Source organism: Streptomyces sp. NPDC090994, assembly GCF_044768905.1.
GTDB lineage: Bacteria > Actinomycetota > Actinomycetes > Streptomycetales > Streptomycetaceae > Streptomyces.
In genome coordinates, this window is record NZ_JBIVWS010000005.1 from 221,480 (window position 1) to 245,189 (window position 23,710).

Here is a 23,710-nt window from a genome sequence, read left to right on the forward strand (position 1 = left end):
CCCCGGCGGCCCCGGCGACCCCGGACAGGGCCCCGCGCCGACGCCGGGGGCCTGAACGGGCGACGTCAGCCGTAGGGTGTTCGCATGAACGATCGCATGGTGTGGATCGACTGCGAGATGACCGGCCTCTCGCTGTCCGACGACGCGCTCATCGAGGTGGCCGCCCTCGTCACCGATTCCGAGCTGAACATCCTCGGCGACGGTGTGGACATCGTCGTCCGTCCGCCGGAGCGGGCCCTGGAGACCATGCCGGACGTGGTGCGCCAGATGCACACCGCCTCCGGCCTCCTCGCCGAGCTGGAGCACGGCACGACGCTGGCCGACGCCGAGGAGCGGGTCCTGGCGTACGTGAGGGAGCACGTCAAGGAGCCCGGCAAGGCTCCGCTGTGCGGCAACTCCGTCGGCACCGACCGCGGCTTCCTGCTCCGCGACATGCCGACCCTGGAGGACTACCTCCACTACCGGATCGTCGACGTGTCCTCGATCAAGGAGCTGGCCCGCCGCTGGTACCCGAGGGCCTACTTCAACAGTCCCGAGAAGAACGGCAACCACCGCGCGCTCGCCGACATCCGCGAGTCCATCGCCGAGCTGCGCTACTACCGCGAAGCCGTCTTCGTACCGCAGCCCGGCCCCGACTCGGAGACCGCCAAGGCCATCGCGGCGAAGCACATCGTGCGCGCCGAACAGGGCCGCCACTGAAGCGTGGCGCGAGCACCCCTTCGGACCCTGTACACTTTTTCTCGGCCGGTCGGGGAAACCACACGGAATCCCAGCACCGGTCATGGTGGGTGTAGCTCAGCTGGTAGAGCACCTGGTTGTGGTCCAGGAAGTCGCGGGTTCAAGTCCCGTCACTCACCCTGACAGGAAGCCCCTGGTACGCGGATGACGCGGACCAGGGGCTTCGTCGTCGTTCCCGCCCCGGCCGCCCGGCCGCCCTCCCGGTCCTTTCCCGCCAACCCCGGGGACGAGAAGAGCAGTTCACCGGTTCGCTGCTCGTACGCAACGAGTAGTGTCCAGAGTTGATCGAGTGCAATGACCATCCTGGTGGGACTGGAGTGGGGTTCGGGTGCGTCGGACGGATCTGATGGGTGAGGCCTCGTGAGCCTCTGGAACGGCCGCCGGGCCCGGCGGCGGTCCGCCGGGCCGGTGCCGGACCGGCGGACCGGGGACCCCCTCGGCCCCGGGAACGGGGAGCCCGCCGGACCGCGCGTGCTCGTCGAGGACCACGACGGCCTGCTCCTGCTCCGCCCGCCCACGGACGACACCCTGCTCGCCGCCGACATCGCCGACCTCGCCCGTGCCCTGCGCGCCGCCGACCAGGACACCGTCACGATCGTCGCCGTCGCCGGGGAGGACGCGGCGGCGTCGCTCTGGCCCCGGCTGAGCGAGACGCTCGACTCGCTGCGGGAGTCCGGCACCCGGTCCGTGCGGCTGGTGATGTCCGGCGCCGGACTCGACCGCCCGGACCGTCCCGCCCCGGCCCGCCGGATCGCCGACGCCTGGAAACTGTCCGTCGAGGCCCCCGACGGCCCGGTGCTCGTGGTGCCGGGCGGCTCGGTCTTCGTACCGCCCGGCGACGGCGGCTGGTGGCGCTTCGCCCCCGGTGAGCGGCCCGAGGCGCGCGGGCCGCTCACCCCCGCCCCGCGCTGGCAGGCGGCGATGCGCCGGGTGCCGGAGCGGACGTCGGACGGCTGCGTCGTGGACCGGATACCGGCGGGCCTGCTGATCCGCCCCGCCGAGGCGACCGCGCCCAGGCCCGGTGACCTGTTCCACGCCGTGCCCGTGGACCCCCGGCGGCCCGTCGTGGTCGTCGGCGTGCCGTGGGGCGAGGACGTCCTGGCGAGCGAGGTCGCCGACGTGCTCGCCGCGCTGCCGGCCGGCGTCCGCTCCGGCATCCGGCTCTCCCCGGGCGGGCGGCGCGACCTGCTGCCGCTGGGCCGCGCGGTGGCCGCGCGGCTGAACACGGAGGTGGAGGTCACCACCGGGCTCCCGCTCTTCGCCGCCGACAGCCCGCTGGGCACGTACGGCGTACGGTCCGTGCTGTCCGGTCCGGACGGGGCGCCGCGCTGGCTGCCCTTCGTGGACGCCGTGATGTGCGTGCCCCCGGAAGGGACCCGGCCCGAACGGGAGCCCGACGGCCCGGCCGCCGCCGCGGCGGAACCCGCCGCCCCGGCCCCCCGGCTGCTCCGCTGGACCTCGCCGCTGCCGGACCCCCGGGGCCCCGAGGACGGCGTCCTCCTCCTCTCCGACACCTGGCGGGCCACGGTCACCCGGGCCGGGCTGTGGGTGGACCGCCGGGACGGTCCCCCGCCGCCCTGGAGCGCCCGCCCGGTGAGCATCGACGGCCCGACCATCGAGATCGGTCTCTCCGGCGACCGGCTCGACGCCTCGCTCTGGCCGGTGCTGTCCCGCCTCCTCGACCGCCTCCCGGCCGACCTGCGCACCCGCACCGCCCTCCACGTCCACGCCACCCCGCCCGACGGCGGCCTCGCCCTGCGCACCCTGGCGGCGGACCACGCCCTGCGCGTCGTCCGCTTCAGCACGGCGCCCCTGACGCGACCGGGGGGCCGGAGCGGCACCGCCGGCGCGGCGAACGCCACACGGGTCACGGGAAACGCGGGAGGCACGGGGAGCACGGGTGTCAGGCGCGGCTCCGGTGGAGTGCCTGCGGAGCCGAAGCCCCGGCCGTCGACCGCGACCGGGCCGGCGGCCCCGTCCGCCGTGTCGCGGCCGGCGCCGGTGAACAGCGTCTCCGGGGCCACCCCTGCGGCCACCCCGGCGACCGGTCCCGCCGCACCCGAGCCGGCGGCCGCCGCCGCGCCCGTCACCGCCGCGCCCGCCACGGCCGCGTCGGCCACCGCCGCCGCCACGGGGCCGGCCGTACCGAGGGCGCCACGCGGGCGGGACGTACCGAAGGGCGGGTCAGCTTCCGCCTCCCCGGTCTCCGCCCCTCGGACACCGCTCCCGGACGTACCGGTCTCCCCCCGGCACCGGAGCACCGTGCCGGAACGCACCGCCTTCCGGGCGCTGGCCGCACCCGTGTGGGAGCGGCAGAGCGCGGCGGTGGACCGGGGGCTGGCGGGCCTGCCCGCGCCGCGCGGGGAGGAGCAGGACGCGGCGCGGGCCGACCTGATCGCGTTGCGGCTGTACCTCCAGGACGACAACGGCCCGCTGGGCCACGAGGAGCTGGCGAAGTCCCTGCGGTCGGGCGAGGAGCGGCTCGTCCCGTACGCCCGCTGTCTGGCGTCCGGGCTCGCGCGGCTGCCGTCGTACCGCGGTGCCGTACTGCGCGGACGAGGCGGCGCGGCCGGGCTCGACGGGCTGCGGCCGGGGCAGGTGCTGCGGGACCCGGCGCCGTTGAGCGGGCTGTCGTTCGATCCGGGCGGGAAGGAGCGGGTCGCGGGCGTGGGCTTCGCGATCTGGTCCATCACCGGCCGCCGGGTCCGGCAGGTGCCGGACGCGGACGGCGACGAGGTCGTCTTCGCCCCGGGCACCGCCTTCAAAGTCCTCGGCGTACGGGCGGCCGGCGACTCGGCTCCCCTGGTCCTGCTGCGCCAGCTGCCCGACGTCCCCACCGCGTCCACCGTGCTGGAGGACGCGGACGAGACCGCCCTCACCCGCCTGGACCACGCCCTGGCGGACCGCACGTCGCCCGGTGCCGGCGACTGGCCGGACCGCTGCGCCGGGCCCGTCGGCGACCACTGAACCGCACCTTCCACACCTCGACAAGGAGCAGCGTTCATGCCACGTCAGAACGAACCGCCCTCCTCCGATCCGGCGTCCCCCGTCACCGTACGGCGGGCGGTGTCCGTCCCGGGACCGGCCCAGGACCCCGGCGCCGCCCTCGGCCCGCGCGTCCCCGCCCCGGAACCCGCTCCTGCCCCCACTCCCGTGGCGCCCGCGCCGACCGCCGCCGCCCCGGACCCCGGGCCGGAACTCGAACCGGCGCCCGCCGCCACGTCCGCCCCCGCTGGGAAACGTTCCGGCAAGCCCCGCTGGGCGGAACAGGAACGGCGGCCCGAGACGAACTCCCCGGCGGAACCCGAGACGGAGCCGGAGGTGAAGTCCGGGACGAAACCCGGGACGACGTCCGGGCCGAAATCCGGGACGACATCCAGGACGCAGCCGGGGACGCGGCCGGGGACGGCGTCCGAGGCAGGATCGAGGGCGGCGTCGGACGCGCAGCCCGAGGCAACGCCCGAAGCGGAGGCCAAGGCGGAGCCCGGAGCCGTCCCGAGCCCGCTCGCCGCAGCCGCAGCCACGACCGCCGCCGAAGCCATAGCCGAAGCCGAAGCCACCGCCACCGCCGCCGACGCGTCCGAGCCCGCCGACCAGCACCCCTCCCGCCCCCGGCGCCCCCTGCTCGCCGCCGCCGGCATCGCGGGCGCGTTGCTGATCTCCGTACCGTTCCTGGTGCTGGCCGCGATCGGGGACGACGACGACCGGTCGATCGCCACGGCGCCCGTCGGCGGTACGACGCTGGGCCCCGGCACGTCGGACGACGAGCTGCCCGCCGACTACGCGGCCGAGTCCCCGTCTCCCTCGCCGAGCGCGTCGAAGGCCTCCCCCTCGGCGGAGTCCCCCTCTCCCGCCGAGGTGAAGGCCGCGCCGCAGGGCACGGAGGAGAAGACGGCGGAGGAGGAGAAGAAGACGAAGGAGCCGGCCGCCGAGAAGACCACCAAGGCCGCGCGGACCGAGAAGAAGGCCACGACGAAGAAGGCGTCCGAGCCCACCGCCCGTGAGCTGGCCAACGCCGCCTCCAGCCAGTCGGCCGTCCTGCTGAAGAACACCGCGACGGGCAAGTGCGCCGATGTGCCCGGCTACGGGAAGGGGTCCGTCGACGGTCCGGTGCGGCAGTACATCTGCCGGGACGGCGGCTCCGACAACCAGCAGTGGGACCTGAACGTCGTATCGGCGTCGGGCGGCCCCGGCGGGGCGAGCCTGTTCGTCATCAAGAACGTCAAGGACGGGCTCTGCTTCGACCTGCCCGCGTACGGCAGTGTCGGGAAGGGGACCCAGGTGACCGAGTACCCCTGCAACACCACCCGGGCGGACAACCACCTCTGGTACCTGGAGCCCCGCGCGGGCGGCACGTACGCGCTGCGCAATCTCGTCGCCAACCTGTGCCTGGGCGTGAACGGCGGCAAGACCGCCGGCGACGACGCCGAGCTCCAGGTGATGACCTGCGGGGAGAACCAGTACACCGCGCAGCGCTGGGTCTTCTCCTGACCCGGCGGGGCGGCCGGGTCAGGAGGACTTCCGCTCCACCAGCTGCGTCGCCAGTACCGCCTGCTGCCGCGCCGGCCCCCGGGACGCGGCCGGGCGGCGGTCGGCGATCTCGGTGAGCAGCAGGTCGATCATCGCCCGGCCCATCTCCACGATGGGCTGGCGGACGCTGGTCAGCGGCGGGTCCATGTGGCGGGCGATGGCCGAGTCGTCGTAGCCGACCAGGGCCACGTCCTCCGGGATGCGCAGGCCGGCCTCGCGCAGGACCTGGCGGGCGCCGGCCGCCATCACGTCGGAGCCGCAGAAGACCGCGTCCAGGCCGGGGTGACGGCGCAGCAGTTCCGTCATGGCGCGGCGGCCGCCCTCCTCGGTGAAGTCGCCCGGTTCGACGAGCCGTTCGTCCTCCTCCAGGCCGGCCTCGCGCAGGGCGTCGCGGTAGCCGTCGACGCGGCGCTGGGCGCCGTAGACGTCCAGGCGGCCGGTGATGTGGGCGATCCGGCGCCGGCCCCGGGAGAGCAGGTGTTCGACGGCCGAGCGGGCGCCGCCGTAGTTGTCGGAGTCGACGGAGGCGAGGGACTCGGTGGCGGAGCGCGGGCCGCTGATCACCGCGGGGATCTCCAGCTGGGCGAGCAGGTCGGGCAGCGGGTCGTCGGCGTGCACGGAGACCAGCAGGACGCCGTCCACCCGGTGGGCGGCGAGGTACTGGGCGAGGCGCTGCCGCTCCCGGTCGCTGCCCGCGAAGATCAGCAGCAGCTGCATCTCGGTGTCGGCCAGCTCGGCGCCGACACCGCGCAGGATGGCGGAGAAGTACGGTTCGGAGAAGAACCGGGTCTCCGGCTCGGGGACGACCAGGGCGATGGCGTCGGTGCGGTTGGCGGCCAGGGCGCGGGCCGCCGTGTTCGGGACGTAGCCGAGTTCGGCGACCGCCGCCTCGACGGCCGCGCGGGTCGCGTCGCTCACCCGGGGCGAGCCGTTGATCACCCGGGAGACGGTGCCGCGGCCGACTCCGGCGCGGGCGGCGACCTCCTCCAGGGTCGGGCGCCGGACGCCCCGGCTCCGCCCACCGCTGACCACCATGGTCGCCGCCTTCCCTTGCACCGCTGTCAGGCCAGGAATGTAACAGCCGCGGCCATGGTGGAAGCCCGAGGTGTTATCCCTGCTCGCCGGTGGCCGGCAGGGCGTTGCGCCGGATCACGTCGGCGTACCAGTGGGCGCTCGCCTTGGGGATGCGGCGCTGGGTGGCGTAGTCGACGTACACGGCGCCGAAGCGCTTCGAGTAGCCGTAGGCCCATTCGAAGTTGTCCAGCAGGGACCACAGGAAGTAGCCCCGGACGTCCGCGCCGTCGGCGACGGCCCGCCGGACCGCCTCCAGGTGGGCGTGCAGGTAGGTGATCCGCTCCGGGTCGTTCACCACGCCCTCGGGGGAGACGTAGTCGTCGAAGGCGGCGCCGTTCTCGGTGACCATCAGCGGCAGGCCGGGGTGTGCCTTGGCCAGGTCGGTCAGCAGGGTGTGCAGCCCGTCCGGGTCGATGGCCCAGTTCATCGCCGTGAGGTTGTCGTTGGCGAGGTGGAAGGAGACGTGGCCGGAGCCCGTCCACGGCGAGTGGTCGCTGGCGCCGTGGCCGTCGTTGCCGGTGCTGCCGGTGCCGTCGGCGGGCAGCGAGACCACGGTCGGCGCGTAGTAGTTGACGCCGAGCACGTCGATGGGGCGGGAGATCTCGGCCAGGTCGCCGTCGCGCACCAGCTGCCCCCAGTCGACGATGTGCGCGGTGTCGGCGAGCAGGTCCTCGGGGTAGGCGCCGTCGAGGAGGGGGCCGGTGAAGACGCGGTTGCCGACCGCGTCGATGCGGCGGGCCGCCTCGGCGTCCGCGGGGCTGTCGGTGAGGGGGCGCACCTGGTGAAGGTTGAGGGTGATGGAGGTCTGCGCGGTCGTCGGCAGGGACGCGCGCAGGGCGCCGATCGCCTTGCCGTGCGCCAGGTTGAGGTGGTGGGCGGCGCGCAGGGTGGCGGCCGGGTCGGTGCGGCCGGGGGCGTGCACGCCGGAGCCGTAGCCGAGGAAGGCGCTGCACCAGGGCTCGTTGAGGGTGGTCCACACGCCGACGCGGTCGCCCAGGGCACGGGCCATGATGTCGGCGTACTCGGCGAAGCGGTCGGCGGTGTCGCGCTGCGGCCAGCCGCCGGCGTCCTCCAGTTCCTGAGGCAGGTCCCAGTGGTAGAGGGTGGCGACGGGGGTGATGCCCGCCTCCAGCAGTTCGTCGGTGAGCCGGCGGTAGAAGTCCAGGCCGCGTTCGACGGCAGGCCCGCGGCCGGTGGGCTGGACCCGGGACCAGGAGACCGAGAAGCGGTACGCCTTGAGCCCGAGGTCCTTCATCAGGGCCACGTCGTCGCGGTACCGGTGGTAGTGGTCGGCGGCGATGTCACCGGTGTCCCCGTTGCGGACCTTGCCGGGGGTGTGGCTGAAGGTGTCCCAGATGGAGGGCGTGCGGCCGTCCTCGGCGGCGGCACCCTCCACCTGGTACGCGGCGGTGGCGGTGCCCCAGACGAAGCCCGCCGGGAAGGAGGTGTCGGAGGCCGTCCGGGCAGTGGTCTCGGGTCGTACGGCGGTCATGTGAGAGCGCTCCCAAGGGCGTGAGGAGGAATGGAGACGGTAGGTCCGGCAGGGGGCGGCGTCCGGCGGCGGTGCGGGCGGACGCCGGGCCGGACAGCGAGCACGGCGGGCGCGGGCCGGGCCGGGCCGGGCCGGGCCTGAGCGGACGTGAGGGCCGGGTGCCGGGGGGGCCGGGTGCCGGGTGCCGGGTGCCGGGGGGCCGGGTGCCGGGGGGTGGGTGCCGAGGGGTGGGTGCCGGGGGGGGTGGCCGGTGCGGGGCCGAGGTGTCAGGGCCAGCAGGGCCCGCGTACGGGGCAGGCCCTGCCGACAGGTGGCCGGTGAACCGGTGCTGCGGGCGGCGGCGGTGGGTCAGCCCTTGACCGCGCCCGCCATGATGCCTCCGACGATCTGCTTGCCGAAGACCACGAAGACCACCAGCAGCGGCAGCGTGCTGATCAGCGCTCCGGCCATGACGATGCTCTGGTCGGGGGTGTAGGAGGCGCTGAGCTGGCCGAGCGCCACCTGGAGCGTCGGGTTCTCCGCGGACAGCGAGAGGAAGGGCCAGAAGAAGTCGTTCCAGGCCTGGACGAAGGTGAGCATGCCGAGCACCATCATCGCGGGCCGGGCCGCGGGCAGGACGATGCTCCACACGATGCGGAGGTTGTTCGCCCCGTCCACCTTGGCCGCCTCGATGAGTTCGTAGGGCAGGGCCTCCAGCAGGTACTGGCGCATGAAGAAGACGCCGAAGGCGCCGACCAGGGTCGGGAAGATCACCGACTCCAGCTTTCCGCCCCAGCCGATGTCCGCCATCATCATGAACAGCGGCACGACGCTGAGCTGCGGCGGGATCGTCAGCGTGGCGACGACCGCGGTCATCAGCACGCCCCGGCCGCGGAACCGCATCTTGGCGAAGGCGTAGCCGGCCAGGGTGCAGAAGAACAGCGTGGCGACGGTGATGCTGCCGGACACGATGACGCTGTTGACGATGGCCTTGCCGAGGTTGGCCTGTTCCCAGGCCGCCTCCAGGTTGTTCCACAGCCGCCCGCCGGGGATGAACGGCGGTGGGCTGTCGAGGACCCGCTGCTGGTCGTGCGAGGCGGCGACCAGCGTCCAGTACAAGGGGAAGACGGACCCCAGGCCGACGATGATCAGCGCGAGATAGGTGTACGGGCCGCCCTTGAGCTGCTCGCCGGCGCCGAGCCTGAGGCGGCGGCCCTTGCCGGCGGGGGCGGGGAGCGGAGCCGGGGGCACGCCCGGCGCGGTCTTGGTGGGACTACTGGTCGTGGTCATCGAAGTCGCTCCCGTCAGGCCGCGCTCTTGCGCACGAACCGGCTGACGATCCAGTTGATCAGGGCGATGAGCAGCAGCAGGACGAGCATGGCCCAGGCCACCGCCGCGGCCGGGCCGAGGTGTTGCAGCTTCCAGCCGTAGTTGTAGAGGTAGATGCTGAGCGTCTCGTACTGGTGCTCGCTGCCGCCGACGGCGCCGAGCGTGCCGCCCTGGAGCAGCAGCGGCTCACCGAACAGCTGCATGGAGCCGATCGTCGAGATGACGATGGTGAACAGGATCGTCGGCCGCAGCGAGGGGATGGTCACCTTGCGGAACTGCTGCCAGCGCGAGGCCCCGTCGATCGACGCCGCCTCGTACAGGTCGGACGGCACGGCCTGCATGGCCGCCAGGTAGATCAGGGCGTTGTAGCCGGTCCAGCGCCAGATCACGATGACCGAGATCGCGATCTTGGACGACCACTCGCCGTTGCCCCAGTTGATGTTGTCGACGCCGACGAAGCTCAGCACCCAGTTGAGGAGGCCGCCGTCGGCCCGGAACACCAGGGCGAAGACGAGGGCGGCGGTCGCCACCGAGGTGGCGTACGGGGTGAGGATCACCGTGCGCCAGAAGGTGCTGGCGCGCAGCTTGTAGTTGAGCAGGTGGGCCAGGCCCAGCGCGACCAGCAACTGCGGGACGGTCGACAGGACGCCGATGATGAAGGTGTTGGAGACGGCCGTCCAGAACTCGGAGTCCTGGAGGATCGTGGAGAAGTTCTCGAAGCCCACCCACTCGGACTGGTCGAGACTCGTCATCTCCACCCGGTGCAGGGCGATCCAGCCGGTGTAGAGGAGCGGGTAGAGCCCGAAGGCACCGAAGATCAGGAAGAAGGGAGCGATGTACGCGTACGGCGACGCCTTGTCGTCGAAGCGCCACAGCCGCGTGCGCCACGCGCTGGGTGCCTTCGACGCGGCGCCGGGGCCGCCGGCGGACGGCTTGTCGGCACCCCGTGTGGGGGTTGTGGTTGCCACGGAGGGAGTCCTTCCCTGGGAGGTCTGGCCGGGTGGGGCGGGAGGCGGGTCGCCGGGCCGGGCCACCGTCCCGTCGTTCCCTCCCCGTGCGGACCGGCCCGGCGTCGGGTGGCCCGCGCGGCGGTCCTGAGGAGCGTGTGCCGGTCCCGCTGTGCGGCGGGTGCCGGTCCGAGGAGCGGGTGGCGGTCCGTGAGGGGTCGGTTCGAGCTACGTCTGCCGGTCCGTCAGGAGCCGGTTCGTGGAACGGTCCGAGAGGTCCGGTCGGTGGAACGGGTACCGGTCCGTCAGGAGCCGGCCGGTGGAACGTGTGCCGGACGCCACGGAGCAGACCCGCCGCGCACGGCCGGATCTGCTGCGGACGCCCCCACGCCGACGGGCCCTGACCGCCGTACGGCTGCGGTGCGGTCCCGGCGTGGAAGGGGCGCGGGCGGCCGGTGGGGCCGCCCGCACCGCCCGGTCAGCCGATGGCCTTGTCGATCGTCTCGGTGGCCGCGTCCCACGCCTCGTCGGGCTTGGTGCCGCGCTGTTCCATGTTGTTGATCTGCGTGGAGATCGTGTCCTTGATCACGCCGTCCTTCGGGCCGAGCACGGCGACGGGGATGCTCTTGGCCTCCTCGGCGTAGAGCTGGCCGATGGGGGCGTTGTTGAAGTACGGGAGCTTCGCGTTCTTCACCTCGGGCAGGTCATAGGCACCCTGGTTGGACGGGAAGATGCCGACCGCCTTGAACACGGCCGCCTGCTGCTCGGGCGCGGTCAGCCACTTGACCAGCTCCTGGGCCTCCTTGACGTGCTTGCCGGTCTTGGGCACGGTCAGGAAGGAGCCGCCCCAGTTCGCCGCGGTCTCACCGGGCGCGCTGGTGATGTCCCACTTGCCCTTGTAGTCGTCACCGGAGTAGAGCGAGATCTGGTTGGCCATCCAGGCGGGGCACACCACCGTGGCCACGGTGCCCTTGCGCAGCGCCGCCTTCCAGGGGTCCTGGAACTGGGGCAGGCCCTGGGTCAGCTTCTTGGACGCGGCCTCGGCGGCCAGGTTCCAGGCCTTCTGCACCGCCGGGTTGTCCTTGTAGATGGCCTTGCCGTCGGCGTCGTAGTACTGGTTCTCGGAGGAGCTGACGACACCGTTGAACATCGCGCTCGCGGAGTCCATGAAGAAGGTGCCGTCGGGCGCCTTCTTCTGGTACTGCTCGGCGAGCTTGAGGTAGTCCTCCCAGCCGCCCGAGACCGCCTCGGCGACGGCCTCGCGGTCGGTCGGCAGGCCCGCCTTCTCGAAGAGGTCGCGGCGGTAGCACAGCGACATCGGGCCGATGTCGGTGCCGGCGCCGATGACCTTGCCGTCGGCGGCGGTGGCCTGCTTGGCCTTCCAGTCGACCCACTGGCTGACGTCGATCGTGTCCTTCAGGTCGACGAACTTGTCCGCCTGGGTGTCGACGACCTCCTTGATGCGGGCGATCTCGACACCGACGACGTCACCCAGCCCGCTGCCCGTGTTCAGCTGCTGAAGGAGCTTGGGGTAGTAGTCCTGCTCGTTGGAGGTGGTCTCTTCCTCCACGTTGATGTTCGGGTGCAGCTTCTCGTACTTCGCGAACAGGTCGGCCTCCTTGTAGCCGAACTGTCCGTAGTCGGCCACCTTGAGGGTGATCTTCCCGTCGGAGTCCGCGGCGTCCGAGTCGCTGTCGCTGCTGCATCCGGTCAACAGCAGGGCCGAGGCCGTCAGGACCGACGTGGTCAGGGCCGCTGCTCCGCGGCCGCGGCCGCCGGCGGTACGGGTGATGCGCATTCCACTACTCCTTGTTCCAGTGGGGAACGGGGACCTCAGGAATCAGACCGCCGGGATCGACGGTCCCGACCTGCCCTCTCGGTTCGAGCAGCGGCCAGCCCTGGCAACGCGGTGTGCGGTGCGAAGATGCTGGTCAGAGGTGTGCCATGCCAAGCGGAGGGAAGGGCCGATGGTGCGTTGGTCCGCACGGGAGGCGTCCCGGCTTTCCCGTGGGACCGCTCCCACGCGGCTTGCCCCGAAGACTCCTCGGTGCCGGGCCCAAGTGTCAAGAGTTGAAAACGGCGTTGTTGCTCAAGCGTGTTCCGGACGTCACGTGAATGTGTCGCGCCGCGGTCGCCGACCGGCCACGGCCGTGTCGGCTTTGCCGGGGTTTCCACCCTGTTTCCAACCGGTTTCATGCCAGTTCTTCCCCCATCTCCCCCGCGGTGACGGCCACTTGGGCCGTCCGCGGGCCCTCGCGGAACGACGGTCCGGCTTTCTGAGCCAGAATGAAGCAGTCCCCCACCGAACGCCGGAAGGTGAACGATGAGCCCTGCCGAGCCGCCCAGGACCGCGGACGTCCGGCGTCCGACCCTGAACGCCGTTGCCGCCCGCGCCGGCGTCGGCCGCGGCACGGTCTCCCGGGTCATCAACGGTTCACCCAAGGTGAGTCCCCATTCCCGCGCGGCGGTCGAGCAGGCGATCGCCGAGCTCGGCTACGTACCCAACCGGGCCGCCCGCTCCTTGGTCACCCGGCGCACCGACTCCGTGGCGCTGGTCGTCCCCGAGGCCGAGACCCGGCTGTTCAGCGAGCCGTACTTCTCGGAGATCATCCGGGGCGTGTCCGCCGGACTGGCCAGCGCGGGAATGCAGTTGCTGCTGGTCCTGGTCCGCGACGAGAAGGAGTACGCGCGGCTCGCCCCGTACCTGGCGGCGCACCGCGTGGACGGGGTGCTGATGATCGCGGTGCACAGCGAGGACACCCTCCCCGACCAACTGGACGCCCTCGCCATCCCGACCGTGCTGGCCGGCCGGCGCGGCGACAAGGAGACGCTCGGGCACGTCCGCGCGGACAACAGCGGCGGCGCCGAGAGCGCGGTGCGGCACCTGCTGGCGCGGGGCCGCCGGACCATCGGCACCATCACCGGACCGCTGGACATGGAGGCCGCGCAGGACCGGCTCGACGGTTACCGGGCGGCGCTCCGGGAGGCGGGCGTTCCCTTCGACGAGGAACTGGTCGCGCACGGCGACTTCACGGAGGAGGGGGGCCGCGCGGCCATGCGGGAGCTGCTGCGCCGGCGTCCCGCCCTGGACGCCGTCTTCGTCGCGTCGGACGTGATGGCCGCCGGCGCACTGCTGGAACTGCGTGCCGCGCGGAGGCGGACACCCGACGACGTGGCCGTCATCGGCTTCGACGACTCGATCGTGGCCCGGCACACCGATCCGCCGCTGACCAGCGTCCGGCAGCCGCTGGAGGAGATGGGCCGCACCATGGCACGCCTCCTGCTCGACGAGATCGCCGACCGCGGCACCGGTCACCGCGAGGTGGTCCTGCCCACGGAACTGGTGATCCGGGCGTCGGCCTGAACGACGGTTTTCCTTCGGGCGGGTGCGGCCCGAACGACGGGACGGCGTCCGGCCTCGGTCCAGCCGCTTTCGGACTCCCGTTATGGGAGCGCTCCCATGCATAATGAGGTCCCCGACCCGTGGGAGCGTTTTCATGCCGGAACCGACATCCGCCGCCTTCCCCCCTGCCTTCCTCTGGGGCGCCGCCACCTCCGCCTACCAGATCGAAGGCGCGGTACGGGAGGACGGCCGTACCCCTTCGATCTGGGACACCTTCAGCCATACGCCGGGCAAGACCGCCGGCGGCGACACCGGTGACATCGCGGTCGACCACTACCACCGCTACCGCGACGACGTGGCGCTCATGGCGGACCTGGGCCTGAACGCCTACCGCTTCTCCGTCTCCTGGTCCCGGGTGCAGCCCACCGGCCGCGGCCCGGCCGTCCAGCGCGGTCTGGACTTCTACCGGCGCCTGGTCGACGAGCTGCTGGACAAGGGCATCAAGCCGGCCCTCACCCTCTACCACTGGGATCTGCCGCAGGAGCTGGAGGACGCGGGCGGCTGGCCCGAGCGGGAGACGGCCTACCGGTTCGCCGAGTACGCGCAGATCGTCGGCGAGGCGCTCGGCGACCGCGTGGAGCAGTGGATGACGCTCAACGAGCCCTGGTGCAGCGCCTTCCTGGGCTACGGCTCCGGCGTGCACGCCCCGGGCCGCACCGACCACGTGGCCGTCCTGCGCGCGGCCCACCACCTCAACCTGGCGCACGGCCTGGCCACGACCGCCCTGCGTGCGGCGATGCCGGCCCGCAACTCGATCGCGCTGAGCCTGAACTCCTCCGTCGTCCGGCCGCTGTCCCGGCGCCCGGAGGATCTGCTGGCGGCCCGGAAGATCGACGACCTGTCCGGCGGGATCTTCCACGGCCCGGTGCTGCACGGCGCCTACCCCGAGCACCTCTTCGAGGCGACGGCGCCGGTCACCGACTGGTCCTACGTCCAGGACGGCGACCTCGCCCTGATCCACCAGCCGCTGGACGCGCTGGGCCTCAACTACTACACGCCGACCCTGGTGTCGGCCGCCGACCCGGACGCCCCCGGTCCGCGCGCCGACGGGCACGGGGGCGGCGACGTCTCGCCGTGGCCGGCCGCCGACGACGTGGCCTTCCACCAGTCGCCGGGCGAGCAGACGGAGATGGGCTGGACCGTCGACCCGACCGGTCTGTACGACCTGATCATGCGCTACTCCCGCGAGGCGCCCGGTCTCCAGCTGTTCATCACCGAGAACGGCGCCGCCTACGACGACAAGCCCGGCGCCGACGGCACGGTCCACGACCCCGAGCGCGTCGCCTACCTGCACGGGCACCTGTCGGCGGTCCGCCGGGCCATCGCCGACGGCGCGGACGTGCGCGGCTACTACCTGTGGTCGCTGCTGGACAACTTCGAGTGGGCGTACGGCTACGAGAAGCGGTTCGGCGGGGTCTACGTCGACTACGTGACCCTGGAGCGCACGCCGAAGTCGAGCGCCCTGTGGTACGGCGAGGCGGCACGCACGGGCACGCTCCCGCCGGTGGGGACGGCCGAGTAGACCACCTGTCCGGGGGAGCGGGGAAGCGGGGCGCGGCATCCGACGGGGGTGCCGCGCCCCACCGGTCCGCTACTGCTGGAACCGGGCGAACGCCTCGGCGAAGGCGCCGTCCGTCTGCTCGATGGAGCTGCACGTGGCGTCGGCCTGCTGCTTGGGGCCGCCGGGGCACGCCTTGTCACGGGTCGCGGACCACATGGACAGGCTCCCGAGCCCCTTGGCCTCGGCGAACTCGACCAGCTGACCGGCGTCGGCCACGGTGAACACCTCGGTGACGACGTCGTTGACGCCGATCATCGGCGTGACCCCGACCGCCTTCCACGCCGCGCTGTCGTCGAGGCCGAGGACGCCCTTGATCTGGGCCTGGGTGGCGGTGGCGGCCTGTTCGGCGTAGCTGCCCATGTCGCCGCTGTAGGAGGCGCCGTAGTCCATCGCCATGATGTTGACGGTGTCGACCGTGACGCCGTTCTCCTTGGCGTCGGCCAGCAGGTCGACGCCGGGCTGGGTCAGGCCCTCGGGCATCACCGGGAGGGTGAAGGAGACATCCAGGTCGGGGTGGTCGGCCTGGAGCCGGGCGATGGCCTGGGCGCGGCGCGTGTTGGCGGCCGTGTCGGGCAGCGCGCCGCCCTCCACGTCGAAGTCGACCTTGGTGAGGTCGTAGGCGGCCACGACCTTCTCGTACGCCGCCGCCAGCGCGTCGGCCGAGGAGCAGGTGGTGGCCAGCTCGGAGCCGGCCGCGCCGCCGAAGGAGACCCGCACGTCACCGCCGGCCGCGCGCAGGTCGCCTATCTGCGCGGCCACGGCGTCGCTCGCCAGGTCGGTGACGCCGCCCCACTTGGGGGTGCAGCTCCCGCCGTCGGTGACGAAGGCGAGGTTGTACTCCTTGACGCCCGTCGCCTCGGCGTTGGCCAGCAGGTCGTAGGCCGGGTAGAGCGAGGTGTCGACGTACGGGGCGAACCCGGCGCTGCCGGTGGTCCCGCTGCCGGTGTCCTCGGTCGCGGTGACCGTGGGGGTGGGCGTGGGCGTGGCCGTCGGGGCGGTGGTCGGGGTGTCGGTGGGCCGGCCGCTGGGCTCGGGGGTGGCGCCCGCGTCCGTGGAACAGGCGGCACCGTCCACGCGGCAGCCGTCCGGGTCGCCGGTGCCCTGGACGACGAAGCCGACGGTGACCGACTCGCCGGCCGCCAGCCCGTCGGTGTCCCACTTCGGCGCGGTCACGGTCACGTGCTGCCCGCTCACCCGGGACTCGCCGTTCCACAGGGAGCCGAGCTTCGTCCCCGAGGGCAGGTCGAACTCCAGCGTCCAGTCCGCCCGCTTCTCCGCGCTGTCGTTGGTGACGACGTACTGCGCGGTGTATCCCGTCTCCCAGGTACTGGTCCTGGTGTACGCGGCGCCGACTCCCGCCGCGTGGGCCGAGGCGGTGAACAGCAGCGCGCCGCCGCCCGCGACGGCCGCTGCCACGACCGCGCCGATCGCCTTGTTCCTGCCGCTGATCCTGCGCCGGTGGGTGCTCATGGCGTGCCTGCTTTCCCTGCTTGCCGGAGGTGGGGTGCGGCAGCACGCTAGCGACGCCGAAACGGGCAAAGGACTTGATCCGGACGGCGGTTGGCGACCTTAGGATGCGCTTAAGGAAGGGATCGGGACCGGTTAAAGGTGCGGACGGTCCGGACGGCACCGCGCAGCCGGCGCCTGCGTACGGCCCCCCGGTGCCCGCGCCGCACGGGCGCCGCCCGGCCGTCCAGCTGGAGCCAGATCCGCACCTCGGTCCCGCCGAGCACGGAGGAGCCGATCCGCACGTCCCCGCCCGTGGACTCCGCGAGCCGGCGCACGATGTCCAGCCCCAGGCCGGTCGACCCGTCGCTGCCCGACCCCCGGCCGCGTGCCATCGCCGCGCCGGGGTCGGGTATGCCGGGGCCCGCGTCCGAGACCAGCACGATCACCGCGTCCTCGGCGTTGTGCACGTCGACCGCGAAGGCGGTGCCCTCCGGGGTGTGCCGGAAGACGTTGCCGAGCAGCGCGTCGAGGGCGGCGGCCAGGTCGGCGCGGGCCACGGGTATCCGCACCGGCCGGTCGGCGCCGGCCACCCGCCACGTGCGGCCCTCGTCCTCGGCCAGCGCCGACCAGAACCCCATCCGCTCGCGCACCACCTCGGCGGCGTCGCACCCCGCGCCGGGACCGGCCGCCGCCGTCTGCGGTCTGGCGTCGCGGGCGGTACGGATGATGGTGTCGACCTCGCGCTCCAACTGCTCGACGGCGGCCCGGGTCTGCTCGGCGGCCGGTCCCTCGCCGAGCGAGGCCGCGTTGAGGCGGAGCACGGTCAGCGGGGTGCGCAGCCGGTGGGAGAGGTCGGCGGCCAGTTCCCGTTCGTTGGCGAGGAGCTGGACGACCTGGTCGGCCATGGAGTTGAACGCGACGGCGGCGGAGCGCAGTTCCGGCGGGCCCTCCTCCGGCACCCGGACACCGAGCTTGCCCTCGCCCAGGTCCTGGGCCCCTTCTGCCAGGCGCTGCGCGGGCTGCACCATGCGTACGCCGAGCCGGTCGGCGACGGCGACCGAGCCGACGATCAGCGCGGCGCCGACGGCCGCGAGCACCGCCCAGGCCGTGCCCACGCCGTTGCTGACCTCGGACTCGGGGACGTAGACCTCGACGACGGCGATCGCGCCGGAGCTGAGCGCGACCGGCTGGAGCAGCACGGAACCGTCGGGCACCTGGGTGGTGGAGGCGCGCCCCAGTCTCCGTACGGCGGCGATGTCCTCGGCGGCGGCCCGCTCGGGCCCGATGTCGAAGCCGCCGGCCGCTCCGTCGGCCGCGCCACCGGCCCCACCGACCGTCGCGTCACCGGACCGGTCACCCTCCGTACCGCCCCCGCCGCCCCCGCCGTCACTGCCGTCACTGCCGTCACTGCCGTCCGTACGGTCCGTACCGTCCGCCGCGTCCGTACCGTCCCCGCCGTCCGTACCGTCACCGGTCGCCGGTATGTGCACGGCGATCGCCGCGTCGTCCGAGCCGGCAGCGGCGACCACGCGCTCCAGTTGCTCGCGGTCGGTGGTGATGGACAGCGCGGGGGCGACCGCCGCGGCCTCCCGTTCGGCGTTGGAGAACGCCCGGTCGCGGGCCATCTCCCGGACGACCAGTCCGAGCGGGACGGCGAAGGCGACCACGACCATCGCGGTCACCGCCAGCGACACCTTGACCAGCGCCCACCTCATCGCGGCGGCTCCGGGTCGGCGGGCGGTTCCAGCTTCACACCGACCCCGCGCAGGGTGTGCAGATAGCGGGGCCGGGCGGCGGTCTCCCCCAACTTCCGCCGCAGCCAGGACAAATGGACGTCGATGGTCTGGTCGTCGCCGTAGGACTGCTGCCAGACCTCGGCGAGGAGTTCCTTGCGGGGGACGACCACGCCGGGCCGGGCGGCGAGGAAAGCGAGCAGGTCGAACTCGCGCCGGGTCAGGTCGAGCCGTACGCCGTCCAGTTCGGCCTGGCGGCGCAGCGGGTCGACGGTGAGGCCGCCGACCCGGAGCACTGCGGACGGCGGTGCCTCCCCGGCGCCCGTGCGGGCGCGGCGCAGTACGGCGGCCATCCGGGCCGACAGGTGCTCCACGGAGAACGGCTTGGTGAGGTAGTCGTCCGCCCCCGCGTTGAGCAGCCGGACGATCTCCGTCTCGTCGTCCCGGGCGGTGGCGACGATCACCGGGACGTCCGTGATGCCGCGCAGCATCTTCAGGGCCTCGGACCCGTCGAGGTCGGGGAGCCCGAGGTCCAGTATCACCACGTCGAACGGGAGGTGGGCGACCTCGCGCAGCGCCTCCAGCGCGGTGCCCACGCTGCGCACCGTGTGGGCGGCGTCGGTCAGATGCCGGATGAGCGCCGAGCGTACGAACTGGTCGTCCTCGACCACGAGCACACTTGCCATGGGCGGCACCGTACGCCATACGGACGAGGCCGGTTCGGGCCTGTGGACAACTTTCCGTGCGCGACACCCGTGGGGCGGGTGGTGCAGTATGGCCGCGATGCGCAGAGGACTCGTACACGTACTGGCCTGGCTGCTCGCCACGGGCGCGGCGGTCACCCTGTCGTGGTGGGGCGTGCACACGGTCATGGCGGGCACGGCCTACGACCCGCCCCGCGCCCTGCCCATCACGGCGGTCGAGGAGACGGCACAGGCCTCGCAGTCGCTGGCGTCCTCCACCAGCCGGCCCGCGCCGTCGGACAGCCCGTCACCGTCCCCCGAGCCCACCGAGACGGCCCGGACCTCCCGGGAACCGAGCACGGAACCCTCCGGAACACCGGCCTCCACCGCCCCGAAGTCCCCCGCCGCGTCCCCCACTTCGGCTGGTGCCTCCTCCGGGCAGGTCAAGAGCTACGACACCAAGGGGGGCCGGGCGGTGTTCGACCTGGGGCCGGCCTCGGCGTCGCTGGTGTCGGCGACTCCGGGCGCGGGCTGGTCGATGCAGGTGTGGAAGACGGAGTCGTGGATCCGGGTGGAGTTCACCTCGGGCGCGGACCGGGTGTCGGTGTTCTGCACCTGGCACGACGGACCGCCACGGGTGGAGGTCGGGACCTACTGAGCAGCGAACCCACTGAGCAGCGGGCCTACTGAGCAGCGAACCCACTGACCCGCCGAGCGGCGGCCGGGCTGGCCGGACAGGCCGGACAAGCAGGACAGGCCGGTCAGCCGAAGACCGAGGGCGGCGGCGCCGGGGAGGCCACCGCCGCGGCGTCCGTGACGGGGGCGGCGCCGCCGGTGAAGTCGGTGAGCGCCTTGCCGTGTTCGACCCGGGCCGGCTGGGGGTCGGAGGCGGCCCGGCGGGTCAGCTCGGCGAGCGGCAGCGGCCGGTCGGCGGCGACCAGGACGGCGTTGCCGAACCGTCTGCCGCGCAGTACGGCCGGGTCGGCGATGACGGCGAGGTGCGCGAACCGGGTGGCGGCGGTGGCGATCTGGCCGCGCAGGTGGGCCAGGGGCGGGCCGTCGGCGAGGTTGGCGGTGTAGATCCCGTCGGGCGCGAGGGCGAGGCGGACCTCGTCCAGGAACTCGGCCGAGGTCAGGTGGGCGGGGGTGCGGGCGCCGCTGAAGACGTCGGCGACGACCAGGTCGGCCTTGCCGTGCGGCATCTTGGCGAGTCCGGCGCGGGCGTCGGTGGACCGGACGCGGATGCGGGCGCCGGGGTCCAGTGGCAGTTCCCGGCGGACCAGTTGGACCAGGGCCGCGTCCCGCTCGACGACCTGCTGGGTGGAACGGGGCCGGGTGGCGGCGACGTAACGGGCGAGGGTGAGGGCTCCGCCCCCGAGGTGCACGGCGTTCAGGGGCCGTCCCGGCGGTGCGGCGAGGTCGACGACGTGTCCGAAGCGGCGCTGGTACTCGAAGGAGAGGTGGGCCGGGTCGTCCAGGTCGACGTGTGACTGCGGGGCGCCGTCGATCAGCAGGGTCCAGGCGCGGGGCCGCTCGCGGTCGGGGACCAGTTCGGCGCGTCCGCCGTCGACGTCCTCGACGACCGCTTCCGTGCCGGCCCGTCCGCGGCGGGGGTTCCTGGACTTTCCCATGGAGCCATTATCGCCGCAGGGACCGCCTGACCTGCGCCACTGCGCTACGGTCCCCCTGCGCTACGGCGCCACCGGGCGCCGGAGCCGCGCGTGCGGACGCCGAGGCTCAGCAGCAGTTGTCCGCCGCCTCGATCAGCCGGGCCGCCTCGCCGAGCGCGGCGCGCAGGTCGCCCGGGTCGGTCGCGGAGTCCGTCTCCTCGGGCGGCAGCAGCCAGCCGGGGCCGCGCACCGGGGTCCGCGGGACCGCCGGCGCGCCCCGCTCCCCCGTCCCCGTGCAGGTGCTCCCCGGTACGTCCCAGGCGGCGGCGGTGCCCGGCGGCACCAGGAAGCCGAGGGTGTCGCGACCGTCGTCGTGCAGAACCGGACCCACCGCCTCCGCGGCTCCCCGTCTGAGGATGTCGACGGCTTCCAGTCCTTGCCGGGTCGGCACGGTCACGACGTCACAGGCGTCGCCCGCATCCTGGGGATCGCTGATCCGACTGGTCTCCATCCCGGCCTCCATCCCGGTCTCCACCACGGAACACTCCACACACACCACGGAACACTCCACGGAACACTCCTCGGACGAGCAGACGGACCGGGAGGCAGGCCCCGGTCCACGGGGTTCAACGCGCCGAACCGGTATGGGCTACGGCGTGATTGCGCCACAAAGAATGGCACTTCATGGCAGATCGTGGAGGGCTTATCCGCTTTTGTACTCAAACGGTGCGTGGCGGCGCCGTCACAGACGGTACGTTCATCTTGTCGGACACGGGGTGAACAAAGGGAACTTTCCCGGCAAGTCACCCCGCGCTCGGCAGGGTTTGACGGTTCGTACGGGAGGACCGGCCATGGCGTCGTCGACGGTGACCCCACCCCAGCCCGACCGGCCAGTGCGGCCGAACCTGGTCTTCCGCCAGTTGCGCGGCCGGCGCTCGCCGGCCGAGTTCGCGGCGGCGGTGCGGCGGGCCGCGCGCGAGATCGGCGAGCGGGTCAGCTGTGACGCGCGGTACGTCGGCCGGGTGGAGACGGGCGAGATCCGCTGCCCCAACTACGCGTACGAGCGGGTGTTCCTGCACATGTTCCCCGGCCGCACGCTCACCGACCTGGGGTTCGCGCCCCGCTCGTCGGTCCGCGGCCGGCACGCGCGGACCGGTGCGGCCACGGCTCCGGCGGACCCGGCTCCCGCGGACCCGGCTCAGACAGCCGCGGCCCAGGCCGGCCGGGCGGACACGGGCCGTGCGACGGCGGTGCCCGTCCGGCCGTACGACCCGGGGAACCCGTACACCCACGACGACCACGAGGAGAGCGACGTGCTGCGTCGCGCATTCATGAGGGGCGGGACCGCCACGGTGACCGCCGCCTCGCTGGGCCCGCTGGGGCTCGCCCTGGACGCCGCGGCGGCCGGACGCCCGGTGCGCCGCTGCGGGGCGAGCGACGCCGGCGCCCTGGAGGAAGCCGTCCGCCAGATCCGGCTGCTCGACGACCGGCACGGCGCCGACGGGCTCTACCGGCGCGCGGCGGCCCCGCTGCGTGCCGCGTACGCGCTGCTGGACGCCGGTGCGATGCGGCAGGCGACGGCGGACCGGCTCTACGCGGGCGCCGGTGAACTGGCGCTCTCCGTGGGCTGGCTGGCCCATGACTCGGGGCGCTTCGACGACGCGCGCTCCCACTACGCGGAGGCGCTGGCGACCGCCCGGACGACCGGGGACGCGGCCCTGGAAGCGCACGCCTTCTGCAACACGGCGTTCCTCGCGCGCGACGCGGGCCGGCCCCGGGAGGCGGTCCGGGCCGCCCAGGCCGCGCAGCGCGCCGCCCGGGGGCTGGGCTCCGCCCGGCTGATGTCACTGCTGGCCCTGCGGGAGGCGGGCGGCTGGGCGGGACTGGCCGACCGGGTCGGCTGCGAGCAGGCGCTGGCCCGGGCGCAGGCCCTGTTCGACCGGGGGCCGTCCGACGCCGACCCCGACTGGATGAGCTTCTACGGCGAGGCCGAGGCGGAAGGGCTGGAGGCGCAGTGCTGGTCCGCGCTGGGCGAGTGGCCGCGGGCCGCCCGGCACGCGCGCCGGGCGGTCGAGCTTCAGGACCCGCACTTCACCCGGAACATCGCCCTGTACGCGGCGGAACTCGCCGACGACCACGCCCGCGGCGGCCGGCCGGACGCGGCGGCCGCGGCCGGTCTGCGGGTACTGGGCCTGCTCGGGGAGGTCCAGTCCACCCGGGTCCAGAGGATGCTGGCGGGCACGGCCCGGGTCCTGCTGCCGCACCGCCGGACGAGAGGAGTCGCCGCGTTCCTGGAACGCCACGCGGCGCTGCCCCGCACCGCGTGATCCGGCATGGTCCCGGGACTCGGCGGTCCCGTCACCTGGCCGGGCGGCCGATGCCGTTCCCGTTCCCGGGCCCGGCGGGTCCTCCGTCACCCCGCCGGGCGACCGATGCCGTTCCGCTTCCCGGACTCGGCGGTTCCCGTCACCCGGCGAGGTGGCCGACGTCGTTCCAGTTCTCGACGGCCGGTTCGCCGTAGGCCCAGCCGAGCACCGACAGGGACGTCGGGTTCAGGCGTATCCGGGCACCGAAGTCCAGCGGCAGGCCGAGCCAGCGGGCGCCGATCGACCGCAGGATGTGGCCGTGGGCGAAGACCAGGACGTCGCGGTCGGCCTCCCGGGCCCAGGCGACGACCTCGTCCGCGCGCGCGGTGACGTCCGCCGTGCTCTCGCCCTCCGGGACGCCGTCCCGCCAGATCAGCCAGCCCGGCCGGACCGCCTGGATCTCGGCCGGCGTCATCCCCTCGTAGGCCCCGTAGTCCCACTCCATGAGCGCGTCCCAGGGCTGCGCCCGGTCGCCGAAGCCGGCCAGTTCGCACGTCTCACGCGCGCGTACCAGCGGGCTGGTGCGCACCTCGGCCGCGGGCAGGCCGTCGAGGGGCGCCCGGTGCAGCCGCTCGCCGAGCAGCTTGGCGCCGCGCCGGCCCTCCTCCAGGAGGGGCACATCGGTCCGGCCCGTGTGTCTGCCGGACAGCGACCACTCCGTCTGTCCGTGCCGGGCGAGCAGGATGCGCGGTGCCATGAGACGGCCTTTCGGGGTGAATGGCGGGTAAATGCGAGGTGCAGCCCTTCCATCATCGCGTACGTTCCGCACGGGCAACCCGGGGGGCGACCGTGACGTCTTCCAGGGCCGGGGGCGCC

18 protein-coding genes and 1 tRNA gene are annotated in these 23,710 nt (G+C 73.5%); 8 read left to right on the top strand and 11 right to left on the bottom strand.

Annotation, left to right across the window (positions count from 1 at the left end; translation table 11 throughout):
- Positions 1 to 84: 84 nt before the first annotated feature.
- The 4 genes from orn (at position 85) to ACIQR3_RS13850 (ending at position 5,229) form a co-directional block, all read left to right on the top strand.
- Positions 85 to 699: an oligoribonuclease gene (gene orn, locus ACIQR3_RS13835; RefSeq protein WP_403538096.1), complete on the top strand. Its 615-nt coding sequence runs from the start codon at positions 85 to 87 to the stop codon at positions 697 to 699.
- A gap of 85 nt (positions 700 to 784) precedes the next feature.
- A tRNA-His gene (locus tag ACIQR3_RS13840) sits at positions 785 to 857 on the top strand.
- A gap of 241 nt (positions 858 to 1,098) precedes the next feature.
- Entirely contained in the window at positions 1,099 to 3,705 is a 2,607-nt protein-coding gene (locus ACIQR3_RS13845; RefSeq protein ID WP_403538097.1) for a hypothetical protein, read from the top strand.
- A gap of 36 nt (positions 3,706 to 3,741) precedes the next feature.
- Complete coding sequence (locus ACIQR3_RS13850; RefSeq protein WP_403538099.1) at positions 3,742 to 5,229, top strand: RICIN domain-containing protein; 1,488 nt, start codon at positions 3,742 to 3,744, stop codon at positions 5,227 to 5,229.
- An 18-nt stretch (positions 5,230 to 5,247) separates the two neighbouring features.
- Here the strand turns inward: ACIQR3_RS13850 and ACIQR3_RS13855 are convergent, their stop codons facing one another.
- The 5 genes from ACIQR3_RS13855 to ACIQR3_RS13875 form a co-directional block, all read right to left on the bottom strand.
- Complete coding sequence (locus tag ACIQR3_RS13855) at positions 5,248 to 6,303, bottom strand: LacI family DNA-binding transcriptional regulator (RefSeq protein ID WP_403538101.1); 1,056 nt, start codon at positions 6,301 to 6,303, stop codon at positions 5,248 to 5,250.
- 73 nt (positions 6,304 to 6,376) lie between these two features.
- Positions 6,377 to 7,834, bottom strand: a complete 1,458-nt coding sequence (locus ACIQR3_RS13860) for a GH1 family beta-glucosidase (RefSeq protein ID WP_403538103.1) — start codon at positions 7,832 to 7,834, stop codon at positions 6,377 to 6,379.
- A gap of 348 nt (positions 7,835 to 8,182) precedes the next feature.
- Positions 8,183 to 9,103, bottom strand: a complete 921-nt coding sequence (locus tag ACIQR3_RS13865) for a carbohydrate ABC transporter permease (protein ID WP_215167729.1) — start codon at positions 9,101 to 9,103, stop codon at positions 8,183 to 8,185.
- Positions 9,104 to 9,117: 14 nt separating this feature from the next.
- A complete protein-coding gene (locus tag ACIQR3_RS13870) occupies positions 9,118 to 10,110 on the bottom strand; it encodes a carbohydrate ABC transporter permease (RefSeq protein ID WP_215167730.1) in 993 nt (330 codons plus the stop codon).
- A 457-nt stretch (positions 10,111 to 10,567) separates the two neighbouring features.
- Complete coding sequence (locus ACIQR3_RS13875) at positions 10,568 to 11,887, bottom strand: ABC transporter substrate-binding protein (protein ID WP_403538105.1); 1,320 nt, start codon at positions 11,885 to 11,887, stop codon at positions 10,568 to 10,570.
- Between the two features lie 525 nt (positions 11,888 to 12,412).
- Between ACIQR3_RS13875 and ACIQR3_RS13880 the strand changes: the two genes are divergently transcribed.
- Positions 12,413 to 13,453: a LacI family DNA-binding transcriptional regulator gene (locus ACIQR3_RS13880; RefSeq protein WP_403538107.1), complete on the top strand. Its 1,041-nt coding sequence runs from the start codon at positions 12,413 to 12,415 to the stop codon at positions 13,451 to 13,453.
- A 133-nt stretch (positions 13,454 to 13,586) separates the two neighbouring features.
- Positions 13,587 to 15,014: a GH1 family beta-glucosidase gene (locus ACIQR3_RS13885; RefSeq protein ID WP_403538108.1), complete on the top strand. Its 1,428-nt coding sequence runs from the start codon at positions 13,587 to 13,589 to the stop codon at positions 15,012 to 15,014.
- Between the two features lie 69 nt (positions 15,015 to 15,083).
- Here ACIQR3_RS13885 and ACIQR3_RS13890 read toward each other — a convergent pair whose 3' ends face one another.
- The 3 genes from ACIQR3_RS13890 to ACIQR3_RS13900 all read right to left on the bottom strand — a co-directional run bounded on the left by ACIQR3_RS13890 (position 15,084) and on the right by ACIQR3_RS13900 (position 18,921).
- Positions 15,084 to 16,523 (bottom strand): cellulose binding domain-containing protein, encoded by a 1,440-nt coding sequence (locus ACIQR3_RS13890; protein ID WP_403538110.1) that lies wholly within the window; start codon positions 16,521 to 16,523, stop codon positions 15,084 to 15,086.
- Positions 16,524 to 16,633: 110 nt separating this feature from the next.
- The gene (locus tag ACIQR3_RS13895; protein WP_403538112.1) at positions 16,634 to 18,217 is read right to left on the bottom strand and encodes a sensor histidine kinase; all 1,584 of its coding nucleotides are present in this window, start codon (positions 18,215 to 18,217) and stop codon (positions 16,634 to 16,636) included.
- Positions 18,214 to 18,921, bottom strand: a complete 708-nt coding sequence (locus ACIQR3_RS13900) for a response regulator transcription factor (protein WP_403538114.1) — start codon at positions 18,919 to 18,921, stop codon at positions 18,214 to 18,216. Before ACIQR3_RS13900 ends, ACIQR3_RS13895 begins: the two co-directional genes overlap by 4 nt.
- A 97-nt stretch (positions 18,922 to 19,018) precedes the next feature.
- Between ACIQR3_RS13900 and ACIQR3_RS13905 the strand changes: the two genes are divergently transcribed.
- Complete coding sequence (locus tag ACIQR3_RS13905; RefSeq protein WP_403538116.1) at positions 19,019 to 19,576, top strand: hypothetical protein; 558 nt, start codon at positions 19,019 to 19,021, stop codon at positions 19,574 to 19,576.
- A gap of 103 nt (positions 19,577 to 19,679) precedes the next feature.
- Here ACIQR3_RS13905 and ACIQR3_RS13910 read toward each other — a convergent pair whose 3' ends face one another.
- Both ACIQR3_RS13910 and ACIQR3_RS13915 read right to left on the bottom strand, forming a co-directional pair.
- Complete coding sequence (locus ACIQR3_RS13910; RefSeq protein ID WP_403538118.1) at positions 19,680 to 20,549, bottom strand: spermidine synthase; 870 nt, start codon at positions 20,547 to 20,549, stop codon at positions 19,680 to 19,682.
- Positions 20,550 to 20,655: 106 nt separating this feature from the next.
- Positions 20,656 to 21,039, bottom strand: coding sequence for a hypothetical protein (locus tag ACIQR3_RS13915; RefSeq protein WP_403538120.1), 384 nt, complete (start codon positions 21,037 to 21,039; stop codon positions 20,656 to 20,658).
- Positions 21,040 to 21,379: 340 nt separating this feature from the next.
- On the opposite strand from ACIQR3_RS13915, the gene ACIQR3_RS13920 reads away from it, so the two are divergent.
- On the top strand, positions 21,380 to 22,855 hold the full coding sequence (locus ACIQR3_RS13920) for a hypothetical protein (RefSeq protein WP_403538122.1): 1,476 nt from the start codon (positions 21,380 to 21,382) through the stop codon (positions 22,853 to 22,855).
- A gap of 139 nt (positions 22,856 to 22,994) precedes the next feature.
- Here ACIQR3_RS13920 and ACIQR3_RS13925 read toward each other — a convergent pair whose 3' ends face one another.
- The gene (locus ACIQR3_RS13925) at positions 22,995 to 23,591 is read right to left on the bottom strand and encodes a histidine phosphatase family protein (protein ID WP_403538124.1); all 597 of its coding nucleotides are present in this window, start codon (positions 23,589 to 23,591) and stop codon (positions 22,995 to 22,997) included.
- Positions 23,592 to 23,710 lie beyond the last annotated feature (119 nt).